Annotated in this window: 21 protein-coding genes and 5 pseudogenes; 14 read left to right on the forward strand and 12 right to left on the reverse strand. The window is 54.8% G+C overall.

Going from position 1 to position 20523, the window contains the following annotated elements:
* Positions 1 to 52 precede the first annotated feature (52 nt).
* The 7 genes from murA to mlaF form a co-directional block, all read right to left on the reverse strand.
* Positions 53 to 1312 carry a UDP-N-acetylglucosamine 1-carboxyvinyltransferase gene (gene murA, locus GPOALKHO_RS08190; RefSeq protein ID WP_406702073.1) on the reverse strand — a complete coding sequence of 420 codons (1260 nt, stop codon included), beginning with the start codon at positions 1310 to 1312 and terminating at the stop codon, positions 53 to 55.
* A 51-nt stretch (positions 1313 to 1363) separates the two neighbouring features.
* The gene (ibaG, locus tag GPOALKHO_RS08195) at positions 1364 to 1618 is read right to left on the reverse strand and encodes a BolA family iron metabolism protein IbaG (protein ID WP_406702074.1); all 255 of its coding nucleotides are present in this window, start codon (positions 1616 to 1618) and stop codon (positions 1364 to 1366) included.
* Positions 1619 to 1826: 208 nt separating this feature from the next.
* Positions 1827 to 2132, reverse strand: coding sequence for a lipid asymmetry maintenance protein MlaB (mlaB, locus tag GPOALKHO_RS08200; RefSeq protein WP_406702076.1), 306 nt, complete (start codon positions 2130 to 2132; stop codon positions 1827 to 1829).
* Positions 2125 to 2760, reverse strand: a complete 636-nt coding sequence (gene mlaC, locus GPOALKHO_RS08205) for a phospholipid-binding protein MlaC (protein ID WP_406702078.1) — start codon at positions 2758 to 2760, stop codon at positions 2125 to 2127. Before mlaC ends, mlaB begins: the two co-directional genes overlap by 8 nt.
* 46 nt (positions 2761 to 2806) lie before the next feature.
* Complete coding sequence (mlaD, locus tag GPOALKHO_RS08210) at positions 2807 to 3328, reverse strand: outer membrane lipid asymmetry maintenance protein MlaD (protein WP_406702079.1); 522 nt, start codon at positions 3326 to 3328, stop codon at positions 2807 to 2809.
* A 4-nt stretch (positions 3329 to 3332) separates the two neighbouring features.
* Complete coding sequence (mlaE, locus tag GPOALKHO_RS08215) at positions 3333 to 4115, reverse strand: lipid asymmetry maintenance ABC transporter permease subunit MlaE (RefSeq protein WP_406702081.1); 783 nt, start codon at positions 4113 to 4115, stop codon at positions 3333 to 3335.
* Between the two features lie 8 nt (positions 4116 to 4123).
* Positions 4124 to 4933, reverse strand: coding sequence for a phospholipid ABC transporter ATP-binding protein MlaF (gene mlaF / locus GPOALKHO_RS08220; protein ID WP_406702083.1), 810 nt, complete (start codon positions 4931 to 4933; stop codon positions 4124 to 4126).
* 216 nt (positions 4934 to 5149) lie between these two features.
* Between mlaF and GPOALKHO_RS08225 the strand changes: the two are divergent.
* The 14 genes and pseudogenes from GPOALKHO_RS08225 to GPOALKHO_RS08290 all read left to right on the forward strand — a co-directional run.
* A pseudogene (locus GPOALKHO_RS08225) lies at positions 5150 to 5360 on the forward strand (calcium/sodium antiporter); the annotation flags it as partial.
* A gap of 304 nt (positions 5361 to 5664) precedes the next feature.
* Positions 5665 to 6068: pseudogene (locus GPOALKHO_RS08230) on the forward strand (hypothetical protein); the annotation flags it as partial.
* A 28-nt stretch (positions 6069 to 6096) separates the two neighbouring features.
* A pseudogene (kdsC, locus tag GPOALKHO_RS08235) lies at positions 6097 to 6617 on the forward strand (3-deoxy-manno-octulosonate-8-phosphatase KdsC).
* Positions 6614 to 7177 (forward strand): annotated as a pseudogene (lptC, locus tag GPOALKHO_RS08240) (LPS export ABC transporter periplasmic protein LptC); the annotation flags it as partial. The pseudogenes kdsC and lptC, both read left to right, overlap by 4 nt.
* Positions 7149 to 7700 (forward strand): lipopolysaccharide ABC transporter substrate-binding protein LptA, encoded by a 552-nt coding sequence (gene lptA / locus GPOALKHO_RS08245; protein WP_406702085.1) that lies wholly within the window; start codon positions 7149 to 7151, stop codon positions 7698 to 7700. The pseudogene lptC and the gene lptA, both read left to right, overlap by 29 nt.
* A gap of 16 nt (positions 7701 to 7716) precedes the next feature.
* On the forward strand, positions 7717 to 8442 hold the full coding sequence (gene lptB, locus GPOALKHO_RS08250) for an LPS export ABC transporter ATP-binding protein (RefSeq protein WP_406702087.1): 726 nt from the start codon (positions 7717 to 7719) through the stop codon (positions 8440 to 8442).
* A gap of 100 nt (positions 8443 to 8542) precedes the next feature.
* Positions 8543 to 9691: pseudogene (locus GPOALKHO_RS08255) on the forward strand (RNA polymerase factor sigma-54).
* Between the two features lie 152 nt (positions 9692 to 9843).
* Positions 9844 to 9957: a hypothetical protein gene (locus GPOALKHO_RS08260; protein ID WP_406702089.1), complete on the forward strand. Its 114-nt coding sequence runs from the start codon at positions 9844 to 9846 to the stop codon at positions 9955 to 9957.
* A 101-nt stretch (positions 9958 to 10058) separates the two neighbouring features.
* Positions 10059 to 10538, forward strand: coding sequence for a PTS IIA-like nitrogen regulatory protein PtsN (ptsN, locus tag GPOALKHO_RS08265; RefSeq protein ID WP_406702090.1), 480 nt, complete (start codon positions 10059 to 10061; stop codon positions 10536 to 10538).
* 83 nt (positions 10539 to 10621) lie between these two features.
* The gene (gene rapZ / locus GPOALKHO_RS08270) at positions 10622 to 11476 is read left to right on the forward strand and encodes an RNase adapter RapZ (RefSeq protein ID WP_406703461.1); all 855 of its coding nucleotides are present in this window, start codon (positions 10622 to 10624) and stop codon (positions 11474 to 11476) included.
* Positions 11473 to 11745, forward strand: coding sequence for a PTS phosphocarrier protein NPr (gene npr, locus GPOALKHO_RS08275; protein ID WP_406702092.1), 273 nt, complete (start codon positions 11473 to 11475; stop codon positions 11743 to 11745). Before rapZ ends, npr begins: the two co-directional genes overlap by 4 nt.
* A gap of 816 nt (positions 11746 to 12561) precedes the next feature.
* Entirely contained in the window at positions 12562 to 12774 is a 213-nt protein-coding gene (locus GPOALKHO_RS08280) for a hypothetical protein (RefSeq protein ID WP_406702094.1), read from the forward strand.
* A 365-nt stretch (positions 12775 to 13139) separates the two neighbouring features.
* Positions 13140 to 13322, forward strand: coding sequence for a hypothetical protein (locus tag GPOALKHO_RS08285; RefSeq protein WP_406702095.1), 183 nt, complete (start codon positions 13140 to 13142; stop codon positions 13320 to 13322).
* An 18-nt stretch (positions 13323 to 13340) separates the two neighbouring features.
* The gene (locus GPOALKHO_RS08290) at positions 13341 to 13583 is read left to right on the forward strand and encodes a hypothetical protein (RefSeq protein WP_406702096.1); all 243 of its coding nucleotides are present in this window, start codon (positions 13341 to 13343) and stop codon (positions 13581 to 13583) included.
* A gap of 676 nt (positions 13584 to 14259) precedes the next feature.
* Here GPOALKHO_RS08290 and GPOALKHO_RS08295 read toward each other — a convergent pair.
* The 5 genes from GPOALKHO_RS08295 to arnC all read right to left on the reverse strand — a co-directional run bounded on the left by GPOALKHO_RS08295 (position 14260) and on the right by arnC (position 20522).
* Entirely contained in the window at positions 14260 to 14640 is a 381-nt protein-coding gene (locus tag GPOALKHO_RS08295; RefSeq protein WP_406702098.1) for a hypothetical protein, read from the reverse strand.
* Positions 14641 to 15012: 372 nt separating this feature from the next.
* Positions 15013 to 16665 (reverse strand): lipid IV(A) 4-amino-4-deoxy-L-arabinosyltransferase, encoded by a 1653-nt coding sequence (arnT, locus tag GPOALKHO_RS08300; RefSeq protein WP_406702100.1) that lies wholly within the window; start codon positions 16663 to 16665, stop codon positions 15013 to 15015.
* Positions 16666 to 16672: 7 nt separating this feature from the next.
* Positions 16673 to 17566, reverse strand: coding sequence for a 4-deoxy-4-formamido-L-arabinose-phosphoundecaprenol deformylase (gene arnD / locus GPOALKHO_RS08305; RefSeq protein ID WP_406702102.1), 894 nt, complete (start codon positions 17564 to 17566; stop codon positions 16673 to 16675).
* On the reverse strand, positions 17566 to 19545 hold the full coding sequence (gene arnA, locus GPOALKHO_RS08310; RefSeq protein WP_406702103.1) for a bifunctional UDP-4-amino-4-deoxy-L-arabinose formyltransferase/UDP-glucuronic acid oxidase ArnA: 1980 nt from the start codon (positions 19543 to 19545) through the stop codon (positions 17566 to 17568). The genes arnD and arnA overlap by 1 nt, the downstream gene beginning before the upstream one ends.
* The gene (gene arnC, locus GPOALKHO_RS08315) at positions 19542 to 20522 is read right to left on the reverse strand and encodes an undecaprenyl-phosphate 4-deoxy-4-formamido-L-arabinose transferase (RefSeq protein ID WP_406702104.1); all 981 of its coding nucleotides are present in this window, start codon (positions 20520 to 20522) and stop codon (positions 19542 to 19544) included. Before arnC ends, arnA begins: the two co-directional genes overlap by 4 nt.
* Position 20523 lies beyond the last annotated feature (1 nt).

Genomic DNA, 20523 nt, shown 5'->3' on the forward strand with positions numbered 1-20523 from the left:
GTCAATCACTCAAAGCGCTCCGGTGAACACTGCGGCCGGGCACGGCGGTTGACTACTCACTGCTGATTCGTTCGATATTGGCACCCATACGCCGCAGCTTTTCCTCGATACAATCATAACCACGATCGATATGGTAAATACGATCCACCACCGTCACCCCCTCAGCGATACAGCCGGCCAGCACTAGGCTAGCGGAAGCACGCAGATCAGTCGCCATGACCTGTGAGCCAGACAGCGCATCGACACCGTGGCAGATCACGGTGTTGCTTTCGATTTCCGCATGTGCCCCCATCCGAATCAGTTCGGGGACGTGCATGAAACGATTTTCAAAAATGGTTTCGGTAATCACCCCCGTGCCGTCGGCCACCAAATTCAGCAAGCTGAACTGCGCCTGCATATCGGTAGGGAAGCCGGGATAAGGGGCGGTGCGCACTGTCACGGCTTTCGGACGCTGGCCGCGCATATCCAGGCTGATCCAGTCGTCGCCGGCGGCAATATCCGCGCCCGCTTCTCGCAATTTTGCCAGCACGACATCCAGCATATCTGGACGCGTAGCGTGGCAGACCACGCTACCGCGGGATACAGCCGCTGCGACCAGGAAGGTGCCGGTTTCGATGCGATCGGGCAGTACGCGATAGACGCCGCCACCGAGGCGCTTAACCCCTTCGACAGTAATTTTATCGGTACCGGCGCCGCTGATTTTCGCACCCAGCGTGGTAAGGAAATTGGCGGTATCGACAATCTCCGGCTCGCGGGCGGCGTTTTCGATAATGGTGGTGCCGGTCGCCAACGTCGCAGCGCTCATGATCGTGACCGTGGCACCGACGCTAACTTTGTCCATGACGATATGTGCTCCGAGCAGACGGCCATCTACGGAGGCTTTGACGTAACCCTCTTCCAGCTTAATGGTGGCGCCAAGTTGCTCCAAGGCACTGATGTGTAGATCCACCGGGCGCGCGCCGATGGCGCAGCCGCCAGGCAAGGATACCTGCCCTTGGCCGAAGCGCGCCACCAGAGGCCCTAGCGCCCAAATCGACGCACGCATGGTCTTCACTAACTCATAGGACGCGCAATAAACGTTAACGCCACTGGCGTCCACATGCACCGAACCATTGCGTTCAACCCTGGCGCCGAGCTGGCCCAACAGTTTCATGGCGGTGTCGATATCTTTCAGCTTGGGGACGTTTTGGATTTCAACTGGTTCTTCCGCCAGCAACGAGGCAAATAAAATCGGTAACGCGGCATTTTTGGCCCCCAAAATGGTGACTTCGCCGCTTAACCGAGTGGGGCCATGGACACGAAATTTATCCATTATGACTGCTCTCTATTAAATAGGAAGACTGTTATCCGCCAGGGTCAACATTCAAAACCCGTTTAGCTTGCGATCGCGCTGCCACTCTTTTGGAGTGTAGGCCTTTATCGATAAGGCATGGATGCGGTTGTCTGAAATATATTCCATCAGTGGCTCATAAATCGTCTGCTGTTTTTTAACTCGGCTCATACCGGCGAACTGGTCGCTGACCGCAATAACCTGAAAATGGCTACCGTCGCCGCTTACGTGGACTTCGTCCAGTTTTAAGGCTTCCATTAGCATCGCTTTGATTTCACTCGTTTCCATATAACGTCCTACTTTGTGGGGTCGGAAATCAGACCGACATTTTAAAGGAAACCATCACGCTCGGGAACAGGCAATAAGATTAACCGCAATTCTTTACGTCACGCACTCAATGGCCAGGCGCCGGTTCCCCACATCAGCAGGCAGGGGGTTTAGCGGGTTTCGCGGCATGGTCTTCCGGCGGCGTGAAAAGCGCCGCCGGGATGCTAGATTAAATGCTTGCGGATGGCGCACAGGGCAGGATCGCCTGCAGCTTGTATAAGGCGATCAAGGTGCGTAGCCGATCGGTGACGCCGGTGAGAGCGAGCGTCGCTCCCCGCTGCTGCTGGTGGTAAAAATGCAGCATCAGTGCTACACCGGCGGAATCGACACGTTTTAGGCCGGATACATCCAGAAATCGGATACCGTCAAGCAACTCCTGGCGCTGCAGCCAAAGCGTCGGCAGTGTGTCGCGATCCAGCTCGCCCCGTAGAATTAACGTTTGTCCCTGTGTGTGCCAGCTTAGCTCATCAGCCATTGCGTTGCTTATCCAGGGTAATGGGCAGACCGGAGGCGGCCTGCAATTGCCGGGTCAGCCCGTCAATGCCCTTGGTGCGCAGCGTGGAGGCCCACTCGTTTTGCTTGGTGGTAATCATACCGACCCCTTCAACAATCATGTCGTAGACCTGCCAGTTGCCTGAGACGCTATTTTTGCGCCACTGAAAATCAAGACGTACCGGCGGCCGGCCGCCCTGATCGATAATCGTGACGCGTATAGCTACAATCGTTGCATCACCCAACGGCTTTTCCGGCGCGATTTGATAGGTTTGATTACTGTAAAGCGCTAACGCTTGGCTGTAAGCCTGCTCCAGATAGACCTGGAAGGCTTTAAAATAGGCGTCGCGCTGCGCCGGCGTGGCTTCGCCATAATAGCGTCCTAGCACTAGCGCGCCAGCGTATTTCACTTGCATATGGGGAAGTAACTCTTCACGTACCACGGTGCGCAGATAGTTGGGATCCTGGTGAATTTTGCCCTGTTCATTCTTCAAGCGGTCAAAGGTTTTTCTCGCCACATCGTTCATCAAATGATAAGGGTTGGTCTGATCGGCAGCCTGTGTCAGTGGTGCGGTCACCAGCAGCGCCACTATTAATAAACGTTTAAACATGTATTCCTCCTGTTGAGGTTACCCCGCTGCGGCCGCTGACAGCATCTTATTGCCCGGCCGAGGTGCCACTGCTCTGAACCGCGCCAGCACTATTATTGTCACAGCCGCTTTTATACAAGAACTGGCCAATCAGGTCTTCTAGCACGATGGCGGACTTGGTATCGTGTATCACGCCACCGTCTTTTAGAATAGACGTCCCCGTCTCCGGATCCTCGAAACCGATATTCAATGCCAAGTATTGCTCCCCCAGCAGCCCCAAGGTGTGAATCGCAAGGGAACTGCTATCTGGTATATTATTATAGGTCTGTTCAATATCCATGATGACCTTCGGCGCATACGTTTTCGGATCGAGGATGATATCCGCAACTCGGCCAATGACTACCCCGCCAACCCTCACCGGCGAGCGCACCTTGAGTCCACCGATATTATCGAAAGATGCGCTGATCCGATAGGTTGCGGCATTGCTCACCAAACGGATATCCGCGACCTTGAGACAAAGAGACATGATGGCGCAGAAGGCGATAATCATAAACACGCCGACCCAGATTTCACTTTTTTTGGTTTGCATTCACTCAGTTCCCAAACATCAGTGCTGTCAGCACAAAATCCAAACCCAATATCGCCAACGAGGCGTGAACCACCGTGCGGGTCGTTGCGCGGCCGATACCCTCGGAGGTTGGGATCGCGTCGTAACCATCGAACAGCGCAATCCAAGTGACGACGATAGCGAAAACAATGCTCTTGATTACACAGTTAACCAAATCTTGCCGCCAGTTCACGGCGCTTTGTATCGCGGACCAGAAGAACCCACTGTCGACACCTTTCCATTCCACGCCGACTACGGCACCGCCCCAGATGCCGACCGCGACGAAAATTGCCGTGAGCAGCGGCATACTAATCACGCCGGCCCAAAAACGCGGCGCCACCACTCGGCGCAGCGGATCCACCGCCATCATCTCCAGACTAGACAGCTGCTCGGTGGCCTTCATCAACCCTATTTCGGCGGTAAGCGCTGATCCCGCCCGACCGGCGAACAACAGCGCAGTCACAGCTGGTCCCAGCTCGCGCAGTAGCGACAGCGCGACCAACATCCCAAGACTGGACTCCGCGCTGTAGGTCGTGAGAATAATGTAGCTCTGCATCCCAAGCACCATACCGATGAACAGGCCAGAAACTATAATAATCACCAGCGATAATACGCCGACGCCGTAAAGTTGCTTCACCAGCAGCGGCCATTGTTCGCGCAGAGCCGGTTTACCTATCAGTGCGCTAAACAGCATGACACCGGCCCGGCCAAAACCGTGGCAGAAGCTGATCCCAAGGCGCCCGAAGGACGCTATAGCTTCTAATACCATGGCTGAGATTAACCCCCTGCGCCCAATAGCTGGGTCTGGTAATCTTCGGCGGAAACGTTAAATGGCATTGGCCCGTCGGCGATGCCGTCGAGAAATTGTCTCACTCGGGGATTCTGGTTATCACGCAAACTTGCCGGGGTGCCTTCCGCCACGACGTGCTGGTCGGCGACCATATAGGCGTAATCAGCGATACTCAACACCTCCGGCACGTCGTGGGACACGACGATGCAGGTGATGCCGAGCGCGCGATTTAGCTCGTCGATAAGCTTGACCAGCACTCCCATGGTAATCGGGTCCTGTCCTGCGAACGGTTCATCGAACATAATCAGCTCAGGATCCAATGCAATGGCGCGCGCCAGCGCCGCACGGCGCGCCATACCGCCGGAAAGCTCGGCAGGCATCAGCGCGGCCGCCCCCCGTAAACCTACCGCCTCAAGCTTCATTAGCACCGTGCTGCGCAGCACCGGCTCCGGCAAACGGGTATGGCGCCGCAGCGGAAACGCCACGTTCTCAAAAACGTTAATATCGGTAAATAGCGCACCGGATTGAAACAGCATGCTGATTTTTTTACGTGCCTCGTAGAGGAGTCGGCGCGACAACGTGGGAATATTATTACCGTCCACCCAAATTTCACCGCTGTCCGGTGGCAGTTGCCCGCCGATGAGGCGCAGCAAGGTGGTTTTACCAATGCCCGACGGCCCCATGATCGCGGTGACTTTGCCGCGCGGAAACTGCATGCTGATATCATCGAAAATAACGCGATCGTCCCGACGAAAGCTTAATCCGCGAATCTCGACCAGGTTATCGCTCTGGTTCATAGCTTACTGCCCTTTTCCACACCCATGGTCTGCAGTAATGATAGTAAAGCAAGCTGACCATTTCATCGAACTTTTCTCGCCCCATCCAGGCCCAGCAATCCAAAACAACATTATCGCCTCGTTTTACTTTTATCTGTCAGGTGGGCAAATTAATGCCAGTTTACGTTTATTTCCCTTTTGGGCTATGTTGCGTCAACGAAATAGATTTTTAATCCAATGATTTATCACGCTTTTACCACGTTATTATTAATTATTGGCCTTGTGCTATTGGTTTATGACGCGGACAGATTGGTCTATAGTGCAGCGTATTGAGCCGCTCGCTCGGCGTTACGCTCTGGCTTATCGGCTGTACCATCGTCGCTTTCGGACCTCGCTGCCAGAATTACTGGTATCGGTGACCGCCGCGCTGAATAATCAAATCGATATGACGGCGGCAATATCCTGGGCAGGCTTGATGGAGTCTTGCTCTGGCGGCGACTACTTACCTGCTGATTATCATCACCATGACACACTAATTAGTGAACAGCTGGCGAAGCTGCCGAAGGATAGTAATAATACCGCGACGATCCCGTGGCTAGTACCGGCGTTTATTATTATGCCCATTTCGGAGCGGATGGTGATTGATAACACTAGCGTCCTGGCGCGTTTTTTGGCTTAAACGATTTGAGGGTCGGCCTGACGGTACCGGCGATCGTGGCAAGCCTACCAGAGCTGACGCCTACCGTCAGCACACCGCCGCAATAGTGATGGGCGACGCCATAGCAGTAGCCCTATTGCGGGCACAAGGACTCACCGCCAAAGATCCGCCCCGTCTCATCTCGACGACGCATTGGGACGCGAACTGCTGCTGCACGTGAGCGATATCATGTACAGCGGCGACGATATTCCGCAGATCGTCCGCACGGTCTCTATTTTTACCAACGGCGTCTGCGGCGAGGTTTGTATGGGCATCGACCTTAACCGGGCACGCATCGCCGATGTTGACCCCGACGGCGTGCGCATCGTCCCCGACATGCTGGCGGTGGAGGCGCTCAACCTGATGCAAGTGCACCACATTGCCTCGCTGCTGGCTGCTGGTAGTGCAGAACGACCGCTTGATAGGGTGGTGTACTGCATGAATAGACCCCATCGTTGAGACGTGTTATGGACCGGTCGCGCAGTAGGTGTTGCAGCGGGTCCACCATATTCGTCTACTGATTTGTGATGTGGGATGGTGTGATGTCCGACAGCCTGATTTGTATGGGCAATCACGGTGAGAACCCAAAGCCTTCAATGTCCGCGATGGCTACGGCATTCGCTGTCTGCTGACATTGGGTATTGAGGTCGCTATTATACGGCCACTCCGCCAGGCTGCTAGAGGGCCACTGCACCACGCTTGGCATTACGTACCTTTACCAGGGGCAGTCTGATAACACTATCTGATAACACTATGGCCTTTAAGGCGCTTCTAAGTAAACTGACATTAGCGGCGGAACAGGTCGCCTATGTTGGCGACGACCTGATTGATGCTCCGGTGATGGGGCAGGTTGGCCTGAGCGCGGCGGTGACGGATGCGCGCCCGCTATTGCAGCCCAGGGCCGATTACCTTACCAGCATCGCCGGTGGTCGCGGTGCCGCGCGGGCAGTCTGCGACCTGCTGCTGGTGCAGGGAAAGCTGGAGGATACCAAAGGGCAGTCGGTATGAGTAAGAATGTGCGTTTTACAACGGCACTGCTGGGATTATTGGTACTGGTGCTTATCGGCCGGAATCTGGCGGATATCGACTCGGCGCTGGTTAATACCGGCGAGCCAACCTACCAAAGCGAATATACCACCACAGTGGTGTATAACCCGGCTGGGGGGCTTAAGTATAAACTGGCGGCCAATCACGTGAATCACTACGCCGAACAACAGATAACCTGGTTTACTCTTCCGGTCGCCACTACGTTCGATGAAGACAAAATGCCAACCTGGACGGCAAAGGCCGATAAGGGCAAGCTGACCCAAGACAGGAGACTTTATCTGTATGGCCATGTTCAGGTGGATAGCCTGACCGACGCCTCGCAGCTTAAATGCATTACAACAGATAACGCGGTGGTTAATCTAGTCACGCAAGACGTCTCCTCGGATGATGAGGTCACCTTACATGGTGCCGGCTTTAACTCCACCGGCATGAAGATGCGCGGCAATCTGCGCAACAAGACCGCTGAGTTGATTGAAAAGGTTAAAACCTCTTATGAAATCCAGAATTCACAACATACGCCCCAGCCTGCTTCTAGCCGGCGTCTTAATGCTGGTCAACGCACAGACGCTGGCGCTCACCAGCGACAACCAGCAGCCGATTCAGATCGACTCCGCGCAGCAGGCGGTAGATATGGCGACCAATATCGTGACCTTAACCGGTGATGTGGTGGTCAAGCGCGGTTCCATCGATATTCGCGCCGATAAGGTGGTTATTAGCCGTCCTGATGCTAAGAACGGTAACGAAGTGGTGGAAGGTTTCGGTAATCCGGTGACCTTCTATCAGTTGCAGGACGACGGCAAGCCGGTCCACGGTCATTCACAGAAAGTGCGCTATGAGACGGCTAATGATCTGGTGATCCTGACCGGCAATGCCTATCTGGAGCAGTTGGACAGCAACGTCAAGGGCGATTGTATCACCTATCTGGTCAAGGAGCAGCAGATGGAGGCATTCAGCGACAAAGGCAAACGGGTCACTACCGTGCTGATGCCGGCGCAGTTGCAGGATAAAAGCGGCGCTAAAGCGTCGGCGAAATCAGCCAAATAAACAGGTATAGAGATGTATGGCAACATTAATCGCAGAAAATTTGGCTAAAGCTTATAAAGGGCGCCGCGTGGTGGAAGATGTCAGCCTTAAGGTAAGCTCTGGCGAAATTGTGGGATTGCTGGGGCCAAACGGAGCGGGAAAAACCACCACGTTTTATATGGTTGTGGGTATTATTCCCCGCGACAGCGGCCGCATTGTGATCGACAAAGACGATATCAGCCTTCTGCCGCTACACACCCGCGCCCAGCGCGGTATCGGCTATTTGCCGCAGGAAGTCTCGATCTTCCGCCGTCTGAGCGTGTTCGACAATCTGATGGCAGTGCTACAAATCCGCCGGAATCTGACAAGCGAACAGCGCAACGATCGCGCGAAAGAGTTGATGGAAGAGTTTCATATCAGCCACCTGCGCGACAACCTCGGCCAGTCGCTATCCGGCGGTGAACGACGCCGGGTGGAGATCGCGCGCGCACTGGCCGCCAATCCTAAATTTATCCTGCTTGACGAACCTTTTGCCGGCGTCGATCCGATTTCGGTCATCGACATCAAAAAAGTCATTGAACATTTGCGCGACAGCGGCCTTGGCGTGCTGATTACCGACCACAACGTGCGTGAAACCCTTGACGTGTGCGAACGGGCCTATATCGTCAGTCAGGGTAAGCTTATTGCTCACGGCTCCCCCGCCGACATCCTGCTCGACAAACAGGTCAAGCGGTTTTATCTGGGTGAAGAGTTCCGCCTCTGATAAGGTGACGTTACCGCCGTGGTTCGTGAGGATATTGACGCATTATATGAAGCAAGGTTTACAACTCAGGCTGAGTCAGCAGTTAGCTATGGCCATATAGTTGCAACAGGTCGTCTGTCTGTTGCAACTGTCCACGCTTGAACCCCAGCGGAAAATTCAGACGGCGCTAGAACGTAACCTCCTGCTTGAGCAGGCCAGTTTGCATGACGAGGTGAAGGTGCGTGATGGACACGACAGTGAATCGTTAGACACTCACGGGCGATGGAACAAAAGGGCATGCCGAAAGAGCTGTCGCGAAACCACTCACTTCAGGATTACTTGATGTGGCAGGTGAAGCTCACCCCACCCTCTAGTCCCGATAAAACCATCGCCTTCTCGATAATCGACGCCGTGGACAAAAACGTGACCACAAAATAGAAGTGGTGCCAGAACGCATCCAGCGCTTTGATCCGGTTGGCGTGGTAGCGCGGGGTTTGCGCGATTGCCTGCTGATTCTGCCTTATCTCAACGAAGCGCAGCTCATGGTCAACAATTATCTTAATCTGCTGGGCAGCTAGATGCGTTCAGCCAAGCTGAAAGAAGTGGTGCTGAAACCCGTGATGGGGCTGATACAGTCGCTTAATCCGTGTCCAGGGTAGTCCGTCAATACCGGCGAGTCGCACTATGTCATTCCTGACGTGCTGATGCGAAAACTGCAAAACTACTGTGTAGTGAAACTTAATACCGACAGTATCCCAGTCCTGCGTATCAATCAGCAGTACGCGGTGTTGAGTAGCAATGATTAGGACGGTCAGTTAATTCGCAGCCATTTGCAGGAGATGCGCTGGCTGATTAAAAGCCTGAAAGCCGAAATGAAACGCTGCTGAAAGTGACGCGCTGCATTGTCGAATGACAGAGAGCGTTTTAAACAAGGGGAAGAGTTTATGTGACTGATGGTGTTGACGGACATTGCCAAGGCGGCAGATATGTACGAGTTCACAATCTTGCACGTCACCACCAAGAAATGGCTACACAGCCAGAGCAGCATCTTTGAATTGAAATATTTTTCTCAAATCACGTCAATATCGAAAGTGGAGGCGAAGCATCCTCAACGGCTGTTCGTGCGTTGGTAAAAACTCATTTCTGCGGAAAACCCGATAAAGCCGCTTAGCGACAGCCTGTTTTCTGATGGTAGCGCGACGCGCCGCAGTTAAAGTACAGAGAGTATTTATCCATCCCGCCGTCAAACCAGCGAAAACAATTGGTTTGACCTCTACAGAGAAGGAAGGCACTATGCAGCTGAGCGTTACCGGACAGCATGTTGACATCACCGACACCTTACGAGAATTTATCACCATCAAATTCTCAATATTGTCCTGAAGGTGGGGAAAGTTCAGAAGATTGCCGACAATGGCGCGATGAGTGCGCGCGACTGCGGAAGAGGATGATATATATGCCGCCGTCGATCTATTGATCTATAAACTCACGCGACAGCCGAACAAGTATACAAGGAAAGCTGAAACAATATTAATTTAACCGTAGCCGACAACGCTACCTAAACCTCACATCGGCTTGTTATTCCTACGGTAAACAGACCGATGAGTCTTAAAGGTTAACTAGCGCCTAAGTGACTTGAAATGACTAACGATACAGCAATGCAAATTGATTCAGTGTTAAACATTGAATGTACCCGCAGCGACGTCCACTGCCAGAGCAAGAAAAGAGCGCTAGAAATCATCAGCGAACTAGCGGCGAAACGGCTCAACTTGGCGCCGCAAGTGGTATTTGACGCCGTATTGACGCGTGAACGCATGGGAAGTACAGGTATCGGTAATGGTATCGCCATTCCGCACGGTAAGCTGGAAGAGGACACGCTGCGCGCGGTCGGGGTTTTTATCCGGCTTGAACAGCCCATCGCCTTTGACGCCATTGATAATCAGCCCGTGGACCTGCTGTTCGCGCTGCTGGTGCCGGCGGAACAGTGCAAGGTCCATTTGCACACCCTATCGCTGGTTGCCAAGCGGTTGGCGGACAAAACCGTTTCTCGCCGCTTGCGCGCCGCACAAAGCGACGAAGAGCTGTATCAGATTATGACAGAGACGGATGACAGCGACTGATGTTGTGGCATCGTCTCGACAGAACGGGCGAGGTATAGCTGCATCGCCAGGGGATGAGATAAGTAAGGCAAGGGGTGGGCGTCATGGTGCTGATGATAGTCAGCGGTCGTTCCGGCTCAGGTAAATCCGTTGCGCTACGCGCACTGGAGGACATGGGTTTTTATTGCGTCGATAATATACCGGTGGTGCTGCTGCCGCAGCTTGCCAGTACGCTGGCGGCGAGCAATATCTCCGCCGCGGTGAGTATCGATGTGCGCAATATGCCCGAATCGCCGGAAGTTTTTGAGCAGGCCATGGATAACCTGGCGCAGGCCTTTTCCCCACAGCTCCTGTTTCTGGACGCCGATCGCAACACGCTCATCCGCCGCTATAGCGACACCCGCCGGCTACACCCGCTCTCCGCCAGGAACCTGTCGCTAGAAAGCGCCATCGATGAAGAGGATTCGCTGCTTGAGCCGCTGCGCTCGCACGCCGATTTGGTGATCAACACCTCCGAGATGTCGGTGCATGAGCTGGCCGAAATGCTGCGCGCCCGCTTGTTGGGCAAGCGCGAGCGGGAACTGACCATGGTGTTTGAATCCTTTGGCTACAAACACGGCATCCCCATCGACGCCGACTATGTGTTCGACGTGCGCTTTTTGCCCAATCCCCACTGGGATCCCAAGCTTAGGCCGATGAGCGGCCTGGATCGCCCCGTAGCGGCATTTTTAGATCGCCATACCGAAGTACATAATTTCATCTATCAGACACGCAGCTATCTAGCGCTGTGGCTGCCAATGTTCGAAACCAACAACCACAGTTATCTCACGGTGGCGATAGGCTGTACAGGCGGCAAGCACCGTTCGGTCTATATCGCTGAACGGCTGGCAGATTATTTCCGTTCTCGCGGCAAGAATGTCCAGTCCCGCCACCGCACTTTGGAAAAGCGTAAATCATGACGGTCAAACAAACGGTAGAGATAAAAAACCGCCTGGGGATGCACGCCCGTCCGGCAATGAAGTTGTTTGAATTAATACAGAGTTTTGATGCCGAAGTGCTGTTGCGCAACGACAGCGGCACCGAAGTAGAAGCCAGCAGCGTTATCGGTTTGCTAATGCTCGATTCCGCCAAAGGGCGGATGATTGAAGTCGAGGCTACCGGGCCTGACGAGGTACAAGCGCTGGCGGCAGTGATCGAGCTGTTTAATGCCGGGTTTGATGAGGATTAACCACGACCCCGTCCGCCACCCGCTCCCCGCCCTTCTGCGGTTCAAGCCTGTTCGGGCACCGCTCTCGCCGTGTATAGCTTCCCCGTCTTGCATCGGCATTTGAGCCGACAAACCTTTGTCCGCCTAGAATGTACCAGGCGGTCGACGCCGCCGGGTAGTTTCGATGCGCATCCGGTCTGGCTATCCGCACCCGAATGCAGGAAAATGCGATCTCCCGAACGACGACCACCCCGGCACCGAAGTGCGCACCATTTACGATTGTGGAATAGATTCAAGTTAAGCATAAAACCAAAACCCAAGCCCAAGTCTTGTATTTAGTTTAAGTTTACATTCTAGTCACCGTTTTAGTATTGATTTTTAATCGTCTTCAATAATCAATTCACAATACACGTAGAAACTACCGTTTTATTGGCCGAGTTCCACCGTTAAATATCGCTATAAATGGGGCGGCCCCGCTCAGCCTTATCGAGTCGTTGAGCTATATGACCGCCAATGCCTAGCCTGCAGCTGCTAGGTTTCTAAAATAGTTTTAAAAAGGATGCTCGATATCGCTATAGCGCGGTTTCATTGACGGCATGGCCTGCCTATATCCCTGGTTAGCGGTATTGCATGGCAAACGCCCTTCCCCATCGCGCCCAGCGTTCCCCGTTTATTGGCGCGTGAATGTCTGACAGATATTGTCACCGCGCTCGCGCTGGTGTGGGAGGTGATCTCCTGTTTGGTCATCGCCGGCGTCGACCACAAAGTCAACTGCCTTGTGGCATCGATTGTGCTGTGTATAGTGACCTCGCTACTCGGCGGGCCTCCGCCGGCTCGGTGGTGTTGGTTAATGGCGCATGTCTACGGCGTGGCGCGTATTTTCCAGCGGTGCTTTTGCGGGCAGTATGTAGATCCTGTTTTCTGGCGGATCTGGCGCGCATGATGCGTCATATCCCGCGCCCGGTAATGATGGGCTTGGTCAACGCGTTGGGCATCCTGATTTTTGTCGCTCAGATTCTGCACCTACTGCATCATGCTTGGCAAGTTTAGCTTCTGTTTGCACTAACGGGGTGATCATGTTCGCATGGCCGCGCCTGACATCTTCGTCGCTGGTGGTGATCGTTGTCGTGATCATCATCGCGGTCTGGACGGCTGGCTGGTGCCAGCCGTCTGGGATGTAGGCCCTATGATGGCCGAACGCCAGGCTTCAGTGGCGCGTGCCGTTAATCGCCGAAACCCTGCGGATTACTGGCCCACGACCCCAGTGTGGCTTGTTAGCCTACTGGAACCGTTGCTGACGACCAACCTGGTGGATGAGTTGACCGACAGGCGCTCGAGCAAGCGCCGCGAGTCATGCATGGGAGCTGGGCAGTCAACCTCTGCGCCGGCGATATGGCAGAATTACCGGCTGCCTTATGATAGGACAAAGCTCGTCTACAACTGGGATAATCGCGCACCCGCCTTTCCACTTCACGGCGGCGCTCGTCTTGCTGTTGTTGGTGACCGCGTTAAGCGGCGTGATGGTGCGTATTCCGATGGGCGGTACTGGCGACGCTGATGATTGTGGTACTCAAAACCGTCAACTGGCACAGCGTTAGCTCGGACGTGCTACGCAAATGCTCTTTTCGGAAACGCTAGTGATGGGCGTAACCGTTGCGGCAACGGTCTGGACAGACAATCTGGCAGTGGGCGTGGGCGGCGTGGTGCTGGCAACGATACTGTTTGCCCACCGCGTGGCGCACGTGATCAATGCCGAGCGAAAGAAAGCTGGCCGCCGAGACAGCAGCAACGATCTCATTCTCATCTCATTGAGCAATTCACGTATGGTCAGGATCTCAGCGACGGTGATTGTTGTTTGATACATAAAGTTGGAATGCCTCCAGTGTTGCCGCCGCTGGAGGCCATTGTCACCAAATATCAAGCGCAGGGCGCCGAAGTAACCTTTATACTGGCCCTGACTCACGCAACAACGTTTCGGCACTTGACAGATCGCTTGCCGTTACTATTGGGCGCTGGACCGACTGCGGCGACAGGATAGCGAACAGTGGGCTGGTAGTACGTCATGCTCTTAACCCGCAGGCCACCTCGTGGAAAAGGCAAGTAAGCGAAGAACGCGGCCGGTCTATTATTTGATCACCTCCTTTCCGTATACCGGCGGCGAATAGGGCATGATAGCGGTGGTAAACATAGGCATACACAGCATTTACCGCCGTTATACTCCGCAAACCCAACCTCACGCTCACCAGCGCCACGCCCAACGATGTCGCCATATCGAGGGGGAAATAAACGCCCATAAGTACCATGATCAAGAAGACCGGCACACTAACCGCAAACAGAGCTGGCCCTGCCTAAGGGTGATGGCGAAAGCCAGCGACGTATGATCGTTTTGGAGAGCACGGTTTTCGCGCCTTGCCGCGCCAAAACCAATTGAATGGCAACACCATGGGAAACAGCGCTACGGCGTCGCTGGAAAAGAATGCTCCCACCCGCGCAGCTTGCCGGCACTGACGATGGCAAGATGTTGATAAATAAATGTTAAGCTGTTCCAAAGCTGGCGTGAAAGTTGTCATAGCTTCTATCCCTAATTGAGCAATGCAGGGGAATTCGCGCATCGTGTGCGTCGTAGTGTGGGTCATCGAGCCCCATGCCCTGCGTCGCCGGCTCGAAGTGGCCTATTATGCCGCCATGAGCTGAAGGCAACATTAGAAAATTAGCAAGGCGCGGCGCAGCGTCCTTCTTCCGACTGGGTGGGCAAATCAGCAGTAGGCCGCCGCAAATCAACGCCACACCCACCAGACGCGATAGCGTAAGCCGCTCATGAAATTCAGGGATCATCAACGCATAGGCCGCCACTGGGGCATAGCTGAGGCTGAGCAATGGATAGGTTTTATTCAGCGGCAAGCGGCGCAGTGCCATAAACCAACAGCCTGTAACATGCATAGGTCAGTAATTCGCCAGACAACAGCACAATAGTTGCCGCGTTGCCAGTGTCAAGCCACAAGCGGGGAGCGTAAAGCGGCGGCAAATGCATCATCGACAAGCCATAACCCCTCACAGATTGACCCCCATGACTATCACTCCTGCCACGATTAACAGCAGGCCGACGCCGTGACGCCATTCTACTGGCTTTCGCCACAGCAAACGGGCGGCCAGGGACCAGCCAAATTAAGGCTGAACATCGGGTAGGCGATACCTACTGGCATCCACTGCAGTACCCATAGCCACACCAACATGACGACGTCAAGCAACAGCACACTTGTCGCCAGCCGAGGAAAGCCAGTAGATAAATCATGGCCGGTGTTGATGGTATGACAATAGCACCAGTCGTCCGCGACGAAAAGTTTCATCCGCGCGCAACAGGTGGTCAATCTGCGACTCACCGCTTGGAAGCATCAGCAGCAATGCAACCGAACCTTCTTTGCAGCGTTCACGCAGCCAGTCAGAAAACCCCTTCTCGCGGATAAAACGGCCTGCAGCGTCGGAATAGCTCAGGCCATAGGCCAGCTCTCCCTGGCGTTCAAATAACCCAATATCGCTGCGCTGTAGCTCCCAAGCGAGTCCAGCCGCCACGCCAACGCTATCGGCGAGAATAAAGCGGCTATTCTCCAGCTGCAGACGCACCGTCTGGATAAATGACTGGGGCTGCTTGGCATCGATCACCCGCTGCGGTATCGCCTGCCCAACTAACAGCGCAATCCCCAGCGGACACAGCGCCGCCAAGCGCCAGCGTACCGCTGGCGCACGCAAGGTCAGCCCTCCCACGGCTGCCCAGATCACAAAGCTCAGCACTCCTAGCAGCACTTTGCTACCTTCATCGGGGCCGAAAAGTGGATGCTGCGCCAGCCCCCAGGGGGCGAATACGCCGGCTAGCGCGACGACGCACAGTAGACCGAACAGCAGATTGGTCGCCCCGTTGACCTTCAGTGCCCGCCCATCCCACGCCATCGCATAGCGTGCCATCAGTAGGGACAACGGCGCGAAGCAGGGCAGGATATAGGTAGGCAGTTTGCCTTTCGAAAGGCTGAAAAACAGCAGCGGCATCACGACCCAACCCAGCAGATAGAACGCCCCGCTTTGCGTCCGACGTTCACGCCAGGCGCCGTGCAGCGCACCAGGTAGCAGCGCCAACCAAGGCAGCGTCCCTGCCAACAGCACCGGCAGGTAATACCAGAAAGGGGCTTTATGCTGGGCATTATCTTCCGCAAAGCGCTGTATATGCTCGACCCAGATGAAATAATGCCAGAAATCCAGCTCGCGACGCGCGATGGCGATAACCCAGGGTAAACTTGTCGCGACGGCGCCGACTACTGCCAGCAACCCGTAAGATGACACCTCTTTCCAGCGTTTTTGCACGATGATCCACGGCAGCACGCCGAGCACCGGCACCGCCAGCGCCAGAAAGCCTTTGGTCATGACCCCCAGCCCGCAGGCAACGCCAACTGCTAGATAGCCCAGGCCTTTACCCCAACCATGGAGCGCCTGCGCCGCCTGCCAGAAAATACACATAGCGGCCGCTAACCATAAGGCAACCATCGGATCAAGCACTGCATAGGTCCCGATACTATAGACCAGCAGACAGGAGCTGAAAATCGTCGCCGCCGTTAGCCCCAGGCGATGATCCTGCCATAAACGCAGCGCCAACCAGTACACCATGAGCGCCGTCAGAGCAATGGAGAACGTGGAACCAAAATGCACGGCGAAATTGGTGTGGCCAAACACCCACTGACTGAGGTTATTGATCCAATAGCCGGCGGCCGGTTTCTCAAAATAACGCAGGCCCAGGAAATGGGGGACGATCCAATCGCCGCTCGCCAGCATCTCGCGGCTTATCTCGGCGTAGCGCGTTTCATCTGGTTGCCACAGGCCGCGAAACGCCAGCGGCAGAAGATAATACAGGGCGATGACGAGCAACAGCCAGACACCGGCTTTGGTGGCTTTCATTCTCGATTCACTTTAACAAGCACTGACATCCGACCCAGCCCTCCCGTCCAGGCAGAACGCCACGCACCACCCGACCGATCGGCAGGGCAGCGATGTCCAGAGGGATAAGCTCCTGCAATGGACAAAAGCGGATCCCCTCTGCCGCTGCCATCGACAACAATTCCAGAAACATGCCACTGAGTGCCATGCCTTCCACTTCGGCATGAATGGTGTAAACCGGCGTTCCGCCATCCGCTTTGATACTATCGAGAATGAAACGGTTGTAGTCTGCGTGGGTGGTGCTCCGACCGACGGCCTCGTCAAACGTAGGCTGCGTTACCGGTATTTGTACCGCGCCGAAAGCGCCGTTCGGCATCAGCGGTCGAAAGGGGCCCGTGCCGCGACAATCGCTATTGTAACGAAAGCCAAATGGCTGTTTAGCCTGCACCACGCGATCGTCCGCGCGCCAGCCCGCCACCGCGGAACAGGTTACCGGTCGGTTGATAATCGTTGTTAATGCATCCCGCGCCAAGTGAATCTGCTCCGTCAACTGACCTTCGCTCCACACTCCGACCAAGGTTTGCCAGGCAAAATGATCCCAGGCGTGCAACCCGACTTCATGGTCGGCTGCGGCGGCGCGGATCGGCGCGGCCAGCCCTTGGCCGATATTTCTGCCGGGCCAGGCGGTGCCGGCCAGCAGAATATCCCAGCCGTAGAGCGAAACAGCGCGCGAGCGCAGCATCTTCAGCAAAAATTGTGGTTTTGCCAGACGCCACAAATGGCGTCCCATATTGTCTGGCCCCGCGCTGAAAAAGAACGTCGCCTGGATCTGCTGCGCCGCTAGCATCTCCAACAGGCGCGGCACACCGTCGCGGGTGCCGCGCCAGGTATCGACATCAATACGCAGACCGACGTTTTTCATTACGACAGGTCCGGAAAATCGACGGTTTGCAGGAAAAAGTCCAGCGTTTCGTCGATGGTCTGCGCCATGGGCACCATAGGCACCCAATCCAAGAGACGCTTGGCGTTACGAATGCTCGGCTTGCGGTGCTCGACATCCTGATAACCTTTGCCGTAATAGCTGCTGCTTTCCACATCGCGGAAACCGGCGAACGGAGGGAAATGCTGGCGCAGCGAATGGCGCTCGAAACTTGCCACCAACAACTCCGCCAACTGCCGAATGCTGGCTTCGTTGTCCGGATTGCCGATATTAATTATCTGGCCGTCGCAATTCTGGTCCTTGTTCTCAATGATGCGGAACAGCGCCTCGATACCGTCACTGATATCGGTAAAGCAGCGTTTCTGCGCGCCGCCGTCCACTAATTTGATCGGCGATCCCTCCACCAGATTTAGGATTAGCTGAGTAATGGCGCGCGAGCTGCCGATACGCGCAGCATGAAGATTATCCAGACGCGGTCCCATCCAGTTAAAGGGACGAAATAGCGTGAAACGCAGCCCATCTTTTTCACCGTATGCCCACAGGACGCGGTCCAGCAGCTGTTTCGACACCGAATAAATCCAGCGCTGTTTATTGATAGGCCCGACAATCAAGCTGGAATCGTCTTCGTCGAATACTGGGTCAGTACACATACCGTAGACTTCGGACGTCGATGGGAAAATGATGCGTTTTTGGTATTTGACGCAATGACGAATAATTTTTAAGTTTTCTTCGAAGTCGAGTTCAAACACCCGCAGCGGATTGCGCGTATATTCAATAGGTGTGGCGATCGCCACCAGCGGCAGAACAACATCGCATTGTTTGATGTGATATTCGATCCACTCCGAATGAATACTGATATCGCCCTCGACGAAATGAAACAGCGGGTTCATCATAAAACGGCTTATCGCATCGGTGCCGATATCCAAACCGTAGATTTCATAATTGCCGTCGCGCAGCAAACGTTCGGTCAAATGGTTACCGATGAAGCCGTTCACCCCCAGGACAAGCACGCGGGTACGGCGCTTATGGCTGACCAGAAGGCGCGAGTTCAACAGAGCGCCATTGACCAGTCCTAACGCCTGAGCCAATTGGCCGCCCTGCATATACACCCCTTGCTGGCTCTGGCCGGTTTGAATCTCCAGCGCATCGCTGCCGCAAGCGATAACCAGCGGATCAACGAACAAAACGGTGCCGGGCCGTACGGCGTCGCTGTTCGGACGCACTTGTGCCTTCCAGACAATAAATTTTTCTCCGCCGACATAGCTGAAGGCACCCGGCCAAGGATCGGTCACGGCACGCACTAAATTGGCGAGGGTCTCGGCGGGCTGACACCAGTCCAGGCGGCCATCTTCCGACGTACGGCGGCCCACATAGCTGGCGGCGCTATCGTCCTGGGGCGTTTCGCTAAATCGTTGTTCACGGATGGCCGGCAAAATGCTCTCCAGCACAGCCGCTGCCGCCTCGCACAGTTTGCGGTGCAGCGACGGCGCATCGTCTTGCGGCGTAATCGCCACGCCGCGCTGCGCCAGGATGTTGCCGGCATCGGCCAACGCCGTCATGCGATGCAGGGTTACGCCAGTTTCCTCTTCGCCGTTGACCAGCACCCAGTTCAGGGGCGAGCGGCCGCGATAGCGCGGCAGCAGCGAACCGTGCAGATTGAATGCGCCCACCGTCGGCAGACTTAGAATCTCCTGGCAAAGCAGCTGGCGATAATAAAAGGAAAATATCACGTCCGGCGCCATTGCTTTGATTCGCGCTACCCACAGCGGATGGTTAACATCATCCGGCGCAAACACCGGAATACCGTGTTCCGCGGCAATGCGCGCCACCGAGCCAAAAAAAGGTTTTTCCGTAGGGGCATCAGGATAGGTGATGATGGCCTCGATAGTAAAACCTGCTTTAATCAGGGCGGTGACGCCTACGTAGCCCATATCATGATAAGCAAAAATGACAGCTTTCATTGTGTTTCCTGTTGAAATGATAGTGGATCTTGGCTGACCACACGCTGGACAAAATAGCGAGGACGGGCGCGCACATCGTTATAGATACGGCCAATGTATTCTCCCAATAGTCCCATGCCGATAAATTGCGCGCCGATAAAAATGAACAGCACCGCAAACAGCATAAATACGCCCTCGGCCGCCCAATGGGAGCCGAAAAACAGGCGTAGCGCGATAAGCAGCAAGGAAAATGCGAATCCAAGCAGGGCAATAATACTGCCGATAACGCTCAGCATACGCAGCGGCGTAGTCGTCAGACAGGTGATGAGGTCATACATCAAATTGATAAGCTTCATCAGGCTGTATTTGGAATCGCCGAATTCTCGTTCCGAATGCATCACCGGTATTTCGATGGTTTTGCGAGCAAATGTATTGGCCAAAACCGGAATGAAGGTACTGCGCTCGTGGCAGTACAGCATGGCATCGATAATATGGCGGCGATAGGCGCGCAGCATGCAGCCGTAATCGCCCATCGCTTTTCCGGTTGTGCGCTGAATTAAGGCATTGATCATGCGTGAGGCGCGCTTGCGGAACCAGCTGTCCTGCCGATTCTGGCGCACGGTACCTACTACGTCGTAGCCTTTGGCCGCAATCTCAACCAGCCGAGGGATCTCTTCCGGCGGGTTCTGTAAATCCGCATCGAGAGTAATCACCAAATCGCCGTTCACGTGGCTGAACCCGGCCATGATGGCAGAGTGCTGACCGTAATTGCGGTTAAGCAATACCGCGACAATATGGCTGCCTGGCGCTTCGGCCGCGGCAATTAATACGGCTGCGGAGTCGTCGCTACTGCCGTCATCCACCAACAAAATTTCATAGGCGGCGTCGAGCCTCTCGCAGGCCGCCGCCGTGCGACGCATCAGTTCTGGCAAGCTTTCTTGCTCATTATAGACCGGAATTACGATCGAAATTTTGTCTATTTTCATGGGCGTTGTCATA

The organism is Sodalis sp. (in: enterobacteria), assembly GCF_036327475.1.
Classification (GTDB): domain Bacteria; phylum Pseudomonadota; class Gammaproteobacteria; order Enterobacterales; family Enterobacteriaceae.